Here is a 6,614-nt window from a genome sequence, read left to right as displayed (position 1 = left end):
TTCACCGTCCGGTAGAAATCACCCTCGGCCGTGATGACGGCTTCGGGGCTCTGCGACGTCGCGCCGGAGTCGAGGTAGACCAGCGGCTTGCCGTCGCGGATGCGGCGCGCGAGCACGGGAAAATCCTCTCGCACGCGCGCCGCGTCGAACGAAACGTCAGTCATGATCAGGCCTTGACCTCGCTGCCGACCGCCGCGTTGACGTACCGGTCGTAGCCCTCGGCCTCGAGACGGTCGGCCAGCTCGGGGCCACCCTCCTCGGCGACGCGGCCGTTCACGAACACGTGCACGTGGTCGGGCTTGATGTAGCGCAGGATGCGCGTGTAGTGCGTGATGAGCAGGACGCCGCAGTTCGTCTCCGCCTTGGCGCGGTTCACGCCTTCGGAGACGATGCGCAGCGCGTCGACGTCGAGGCCGGAGTCGGTCTCGTCGAGGATCGCCATCTTCGGCTTGAGCAGCTCCATCTGGAGGATCTCGTGGCGCTTCTTCTCGCCACCGGAGAAGCCCTCGTTGACGTTGCGGTCGGCGAACGCCGGATCCATCTTGAGGTTGCCCATGGCGTCCTTGACGTCCTTGACCCACGTGCGCAGCCTCGGCGCCTCGCCGTCGACGGCCGTCTTCGCGGTGCGCAGGAAGTTGGAGACGGTGACGCCGGGAACCTCGACGGGGTACTGCATCGCGAGGAAGACGCCGGCGCGGGCGCGCTCGTCGACGCCCATCGCGAGAACGTCCTCGCCGTCGAGCGTCACGGTGCCGGAGGTGATCGTGTACTTCGGGTGACCCGCGATCGAGTACGCGAGGGTCGACTTGCCGGAGCCGTTCGGGCCCATGATGGCGTGCGTCTCCCCCGAGTTGATCGTCAGGTTGACGCCCTTGAGGATCTCCTTCGTCCCGTTCTCCGTCTCGACGGTGACGTGGAGGTCGCGAATCTCAAGCGTAGACATGGTGTTTCGTCCTTCGTTCGAAAAGTTGGTGGGTGCGCCGGCGCCAGGCTCAGGCGGGGATGCCGACGAACACGGCCGAGCCGTCGATCTTCGTCGGGTAGACGTTGACGGGCTGCATCGCGGGAAGGCTCATCGGCTTGCCCGTCTCATAGTTGAACTTCGAGCCGTGCAACCAGCACTCGATGCCGTCGTCGTCGACCTCACCCTCGGACAGGGACACGGCCGCGTGCGTGCACGTGTCGTCGAGCGCGTGGATGACGCCGTTCGAGTCCTTCGCGAGGCAGATGACGAGGTCGTCGACGTCGACCTTGATCGCGCCGGGCTGCGGGATCTCCTCGACGCTCGCAAGGTTGACCCACTCGACGTTCTCACTCATGCCTGCTCCTCGACGATCTCCTGCGTCGCCGCGAGTTCGGCCTCGATGGCCTGCATGAGCGGGTCGACGACCTCGGGGACACCGATCTTGTTGATGATGTCCGCGAAGAAGCCACGCACGACGAGACGACGCGCCTCGGCCTCGGGGATACCGCGTGCTTGCAGGTAGAACAACTGCTCGTCGTCGAAACGGCCCGTCGAGCTCGCGTGACCGGCGCCCTCGATCTCGCCGGTCTCGATCTCGAGGTTCGGCACGGAGTCGGCTCGGGCGCCGTCCGTCAGGACGAGGTTGCGGTTGAGCTCGTACGTCTCGATGCCCTCGGCCTCGGCGCGGATCAGCACGTCACCGACCCAGACGGTACGGGCCGTCTCGCCCTGCAGTGCGCCCTTGTACGTGACGAGGGAGGTGCAGCGCGGCGCGTTGTGGTCGACGAACGAGCGGTGCTCGAGGTGCTGACCGGCGTCGGAGAAGTAGACGCCGAGCAGCGTCGCCTCGCCGCCGGGGCCCGCGTAGCGGACGTTCGAGTTCATGCGGACGATGGCGCCACCGAGCGTCACCGCGATGTGGCGGTATGACGCGTCACGACCGACGAGGGCCGTGTGATCGGCGAGGTGCAGCGCGTCGTCGTCCCAGCGTTGGACGGAGACGAGCGTGAGATCGGCGCCGTCCTCGGTGATGATCTCGACGTTGGCCGTCACCTGCGCGGAGCCGGTGTGATCGAGGATGACGAGAGCCTTCGAGTGGTGCTTGGCCTCGATGACGACATGGCCGTTGGCGCGCTTGTCGGCGCCCTCACCGTGGATCGTCAGGCGCACCGGCTGCGTCAGCTCCGCCTCGGCGGGGATGACGAGGTGGCTCGCGTCCTGCGTCAGCGCGTGCGCGAGCACCGACGCGCGGTCGCCCGGCGTCAGGACGGTGCCGCGCGGGGCCTCGCCGATCGCGAGCGTGCCGGTCTCGAAACCCTCACCCTCGATCGTGACGCTGAGCGCGTCGTCGTCCGTGACCTTCTCGGCCAGCAGCGGCGAGAGGCGGTCGACGGGGGTGAAGCGCCACTCCTCCTCGCGCCCGCTCGGCACGCCGAAGTCGGCGACGTCGAACGACTTCTTGCGCTCGGCGCGCGACTGGTCCGGCACGAACCCGCCGTCGGTGTGCTGGCCTGCGAGGGTGGCCTGGGAGGTCTTGCCCAGTTCAGAGATCTCGGCGGTCATCAGCCGACGGCTCCTTCCATCTGGAGTTCGATGAGACGGTTGAGTTCGAGCGCGTATTCCATCGGCAGCTCGCGGGCGATCGGCTCGACGAAGCCGCGGACGATCATCGCCATCGCTTCTTCCTCGGACAGGCCGCGGCTGCGCAGGTAGAACAGCTGGTCCTCGGACACCTTCGAGACGGTCGCCTCGTGGCCCATCTGCACGTCGTCCTCACGGACGTCGACGTAGGGGTAGGTGTCGGAGCGGGAGATCTGGTCGACGAGCAGCGCGTCGCAGACGACGGAGCTCTTCGAGTGTTCGGCGCCCTCGAGCACCTGCACGAGACCGCGGTACGACGTACGGCCACCGCCACGGGCGACGGACTTCGACACGATCGTCGAGCTCGTGTTCGGGGCGGCGTGCACCATCTTGGCGCCGGCGTCCTGGTGCTGGCCCTCGCCGGCGAACGCGATCGACAGCGTCTCGCCGCGCGCGTGCTCGCCCATGAGGAAGACGGCCGGGTACTTCATCGTCACCTTGGAACCGATGTTGCCGTCGATCCACTCCATCGTCGCGCCCTCCTCGCAGGTGGCGCGCTTCGTGACGAGGTTGTAGACGTTGTTCGACCAGTTCTGGATCGTCGTGTAGCGCACGCGTGCGTTCTTCTTCACGACGATCTCGACGACGGCCGAGTGAAGCGAGTCGGTCTTGTAGATCGGCGCGGTGCAGCCCTCGACGTAGTGAACGTACGAGCCCTCGTCGGCGATGATGAGCGTGCGCTCGAACTGGCCCATGTTCTCCGTGTTGATGCGGAAGTAGGCCTGCAGCGGGATGTCGACGTGGACACCCTTCGGCACGTAGATGAACGAGCCACCCGACCACACGGCCGTGTTGAGCGCGGCGAACTTGTTGTCACCGGCGGGGATGACGGTGCCGAAGTACTCGCGGAAGAGTTCCTCGTGCTCACGCAGGCCCGTGTCGGTGTCGACGAAGATGACGCCCTTCTCCTCCAGGTCCTCACGGATCTGGTGGTAGACGACCTCAGACTCGTACTGCGCGGCGACGCCCGCGATGAGGCGCTGCTTCTCAGCCTCCGGGATGCCGAGCTTGTCGTACGTGTTCTTGATGTCCTCGGGAAGCTCGTCCCACGTCGTGGCCTGCTTCTCCGTCGACTTCACGAAGTACTTGATGTTCTGGAAGTCGATGCCCGTGAGGTCGCTGCCCCAGTTCGGCATCGGCTTCTTCTCGAAGAGGCCGAGCGACTTCATGCGCAGCTTCCTCATCCACTCCGGCTCGTTCTTGCGGTCCGAGATGTCCGCGACGATGTCGGGGTTGAGGCCACGCTTCGCGGATGCGCCGGCGGTGTCGGTGTCCGCCCATCCGTACTCGTAGCGGCCGAGGTCGGCAAGACCCGGGTTGAGCTCTTCGATGGTGCTCATCGCTGCTCCTTCTTCTGGTGGGCGTCGGTCTGGTCGGGGGTGTCGAGGTGGCGGCTTACGCCGGGCGCGGCGTGCGGTCCTGGCGGGCCGGCGTCCTGCACTCGTGGCACGGCGGGCGTCGGGATGAACGTCGTGCAGACGTGGTCACCGTGCGCGAGGGAGGCCAGGCGCTGCACGTGCACGCCCAGGACCTCGGAGAACGCGGCACGCTCGGCCTCGCAGAACTCGGGGTGGCTCGCCGCGACGTGCTGCACCGGGCAGTGCCCCTGGCACAGCTGTACGCCGGCGAGCGGGGTTCCCTCCGCGACGGGACGCGTCGAGGCGGCAAAGCCCTGACGGGACAGGGCGCGTGCGAGGGCGTCGGCGCGGGCGTCGGGGTCGTAACCGGCGGCCTCGACGGCGGGACGGACGCTGTGGGCCAGCTCGCGGGCACGTTCCTGCGCGACGGCGACGAGTGCCTGCTCTCCCCCGAGCTCGATGAGGTGCTCGAGGACCTGCGAGGCGAGAGCGTCGTAGCCGTCGGGCATCGCGCCGTGGCCGGCTTCGGTGAGGACGTAGGCGCGCGCAGGGCGACCGCGCCGGCGTGCACCTGTCGTCGGGGCCTCGCGTTCGGCGATGAGGCCGTCAGCGAGCAGAGCGTCGAGGTGACGGCGCATGGCCGCGGGCGTGAGGTTCATCCGCTGCCCCAGCTCGGCCGCCGTCACGGGGCCGTGCTCGGAGACGGCCGTACGGACGCGTTCGCGGGTCGAGGTGGCCGGTGCCGTTGCGTTCGAGGCCGCCCGCTGCGTGCTCACGTTCGTGGGCGTGTTCATGGTCGACCTCCTTCGCGTGAACGGCTCACACCTAAATTAACAACACCAATGTTGCGTAATTCCCTCGGAGAGTGAAACTGAGGTTCACCTCACCTCGACGCGGGAGTCGACGCGCCCGGGCCCGGCGCCGGGTCGCGCGTAGACTTCACGGGTGCAAAAACTGCCCCCAAGCCCCGACGACGGCGCCGCGAGGGCTGCCGTCGACATCCGCGACGTCACGCACGCCTACTCCGGCAACCCCGCCCTGCGCGGGCTGTCGTGGAGCGCTCCCGCCGGTCGAGTGACGGCCGTTCTCGGCCGCAACGGCGCGGGCAAGACGAGCGTCATCGAGATGGCCGAGGGGCTGCGGCGCCCCGATTCGGGCAGCATCCAGGTGCTCGGGGTCGAACCGTGGAACGCCGATGCCGATCATCGCGCGCGCGTCGGTGTCATGCTGCAGGACGGCGGGCTGCCGATGGGAACCAAGCCGATGGCGCTGCTGCGTCACCTCGCGTCGTTCCACCGCGCCCCCCGCGACGTCGACGAGCTCGCCGCGCGCCTGGAGATCCCGTCGTTCAACCGCACGAGCGTGCGACGCCTGTCCGGGGGCCAGCGCCAGCGGGTCGCACTCGCGGCGGCGATGGTGGGGCAGCCCGACCTGCTGTTCCTCGACGAACCCACCGCCGGCCTCGACCCGCACGCCCGCCGCGAGGTGTGGGCGATCATCAGCGACGAACGCGACCGCGGCGCGAGCGTCGTCGTCACGACGCATTCGTTCGAGGAGGCTGAACGCCTCGCCGACCACGTCGTCATCATGAACGCGGGAACGTGCGTGGCGCAGGGCACGCTGGATGCTGTCGCCCACGGGCGTGACCTCGAGGACGTCTACTTCGACCTGACGGAGGCCGCGCGATGACCCGCCCCGATTCGACCCCGGCGACGTCGGCGTCCTCGACGACATCGATGGCCGAGGTGCCCTCCAAGCGCTCGATGGCTGCTGACGCAACGACCCGGGCGGCTGCGCCCGGCCGACGGATGCGCGCCCAGGCGGCGTTCGAGGGCCGCACGTTGCTCGCGAACGGCGAGCAGCTGCTCGTCTCCTTGCTGCTCCCGGCGATGGCCCTGCTCGGACTGCACTTCGCCTCGACGCCGGATCTCGGCCCGGGGCGCCGGATCGACCTCGCGACGCCGGGCGTCCTAGCGCTCGCCGTGGTGTCGACGGCGTTCACCGGCCAGGCCATCGCGACGGGCTTCGACCGACGCTACGGCGTGCTGCGACTGCTCGGTGTGACGCCCCTCGGCAGCCGCGGCTTGCTCGTCGCCAAGGCGGTGGCGGTCGCCGGTGTCGTCGCGGTGCAGACGCTCGTCCTCGGCGGGCTCGGGCTCGTGCTCGGCTGGCACCCGCACTGGGTGGGCGTGCCGCTCGCCATCGTGTTCCTGCTGCTCGGGTGCTGGGTATTCGTCGCGCTCGCTCTCGTCGTTGCGGGCCGGATCCGCGCCGAGGGTGTCCTCGTCGTCGCAAACCTGCTGTGGGTCCTGCTCGCCGTCGGCGGTGGCCTGCTGCTCGCGACCACGCAGTACCCGTCGTGGTGGGAGCCGATCGCGCGCTTCCTGCCCACCGGCGCGCTCGGCGACGGTCTGCGCTCGGCGCTCACCGGCTCGGGAGCGCTGGCGCTCCCCCTCGTCGTGCTCGTCATCTGGGGTGCTGTGCTGACGTTCGCCGCGTCGCGGTTGTTCCGCTGGTCCGACTGAAATTTTCCCTGCTGCGTGGCGAGCGAGCCTGTGCCTAGCGCCCACGTGGCTCCGGCAGGTGGTGACGAAGGTCCCCCGCCCCAGGCGCGCCCGGGCGTCCGATCTGTGATGGGCGCCCACTACGCT

The 6,614-nt window shown here is 68.8% G+C and carries 7 protein-coding genes and 1 pseudogene; 2 read left to right on the top strand and 6 right to left on the bottom strand.

What is annotated here, in order from left to right:
• The 6 genes and pseudogenes from B2284_RS12425 to B2284_RS12400 all read right to left on the bottom strand — a co-directional run.
• Nucleotides 1-164 (bottom strand): annotated as a pseudogene (locus B2284_RS12425) (cysteine desulfurase); the annotation flags it as partial.
• A gap of 2 nt (nt 165-166) precedes the next feature.
• On the bottom strand, nt 167-943 hold the full coding sequence (gene sufC, locus B2284_RS12420; RefSeq protein WP_286697589.1) for a Fe-S cluster assembly ATPase SufC: 777 nt from the start codon (nt 941-943) through the stop codon (nt 167-169).
• Between the two features lie 49 nt (nt 944-992).
• Nucleotides 993-1,319 (bottom strand): non-heme iron oxygenase ferredoxin subunit, encoded by a 327-nt coding sequence (locus tag B2284_RS12415; protein ID WP_006945472.1) that lies wholly within the window; start codon nt 1,317-1,319, stop codon nt 993-995.
• A complete protein-coding gene (sufD, locus tag B2284_RS12410; protein ID WP_286697588.1) occupies nt 1,316-2,527 on the bottom strand; it encodes a Fe-S cluster assembly protein SufD in 1,212 nt (403 codons plus the stop codon). Before sufD ends, B2284_RS12415 begins: the two co-directional genes overlap by 4 nt.
• The gene (gene sufB / locus B2284_RS12405; protein WP_286697587.1) at nt 2,527-3,945 is read right to left on the bottom strand and encodes a Fe-S cluster assembly protein SufB; all 1,419 of its coding nucleotides are present in this window, start codon (nt 3,943-3,945) and stop codon (nt 2,527-2,529) included. Before sufB ends, sufD begins: the two co-directional genes overlap by 1 nt.
• Entirely contained in the window at nt 3,942-4,757 is an 816-nt protein-coding gene (locus B2284_RS12400; RefSeq protein ID WP_286697586.1) for a helix-turn-helix transcriptional regulator, read from the bottom strand. The genes sufB and B2284_RS12400 overlap by 4 nt, the downstream gene beginning before the upstream one ends.
• Before the next feature lie 151 nt (nt 4,758-4,908).
• On the opposite strand from B2284_RS12400, the gene B2284_RS12395 reads away from it, so the two are divergent.
• Together B2284_RS12395 and B2284_RS12390 are read left to right on the top strand one after the other, a co-directional pair.
• Nucleotides 4,909-5,652 (top strand): ABC transporter ATP-binding protein, encoded by a 744-nt coding sequence (locus B2284_RS12395; RefSeq protein ID WP_286697585.1) that lies wholly within the window; start codon nt 4,909-4,911, stop codon nt 5,650-5,652.
• A complete protein-coding gene (locus tag B2284_RS12390; protein ID WP_083603765.1) occupies nt 5,649-6,488 on the top strand; it encodes an ABC transporter permease in 840 nt (279 codons plus the stop codon). Before B2284_RS12395 ends, B2284_RS12390 begins: the two co-directional genes overlap by 4 nt.
• The last annotated feature ends 126 nt before the right edge of the window (nt 6,489-6,614 follow it).

The sequence above is a fragment of the Dermacoccus sp. UBA1591 genome (genome assembly GCF_002322065.1).
Classification (GTDB): Bacteria; Actinomycetota; Actinomycetes; order Actinomycetales; family Dermatophilaceae; genus Dermacoccus; species Dermacoccus nishinomiyaensis.
The sequence above is the reverse complement of the archived record's forward strand: the minus strand, read 5'-3'. Positions and strand labels throughout refer to the sequence as shown.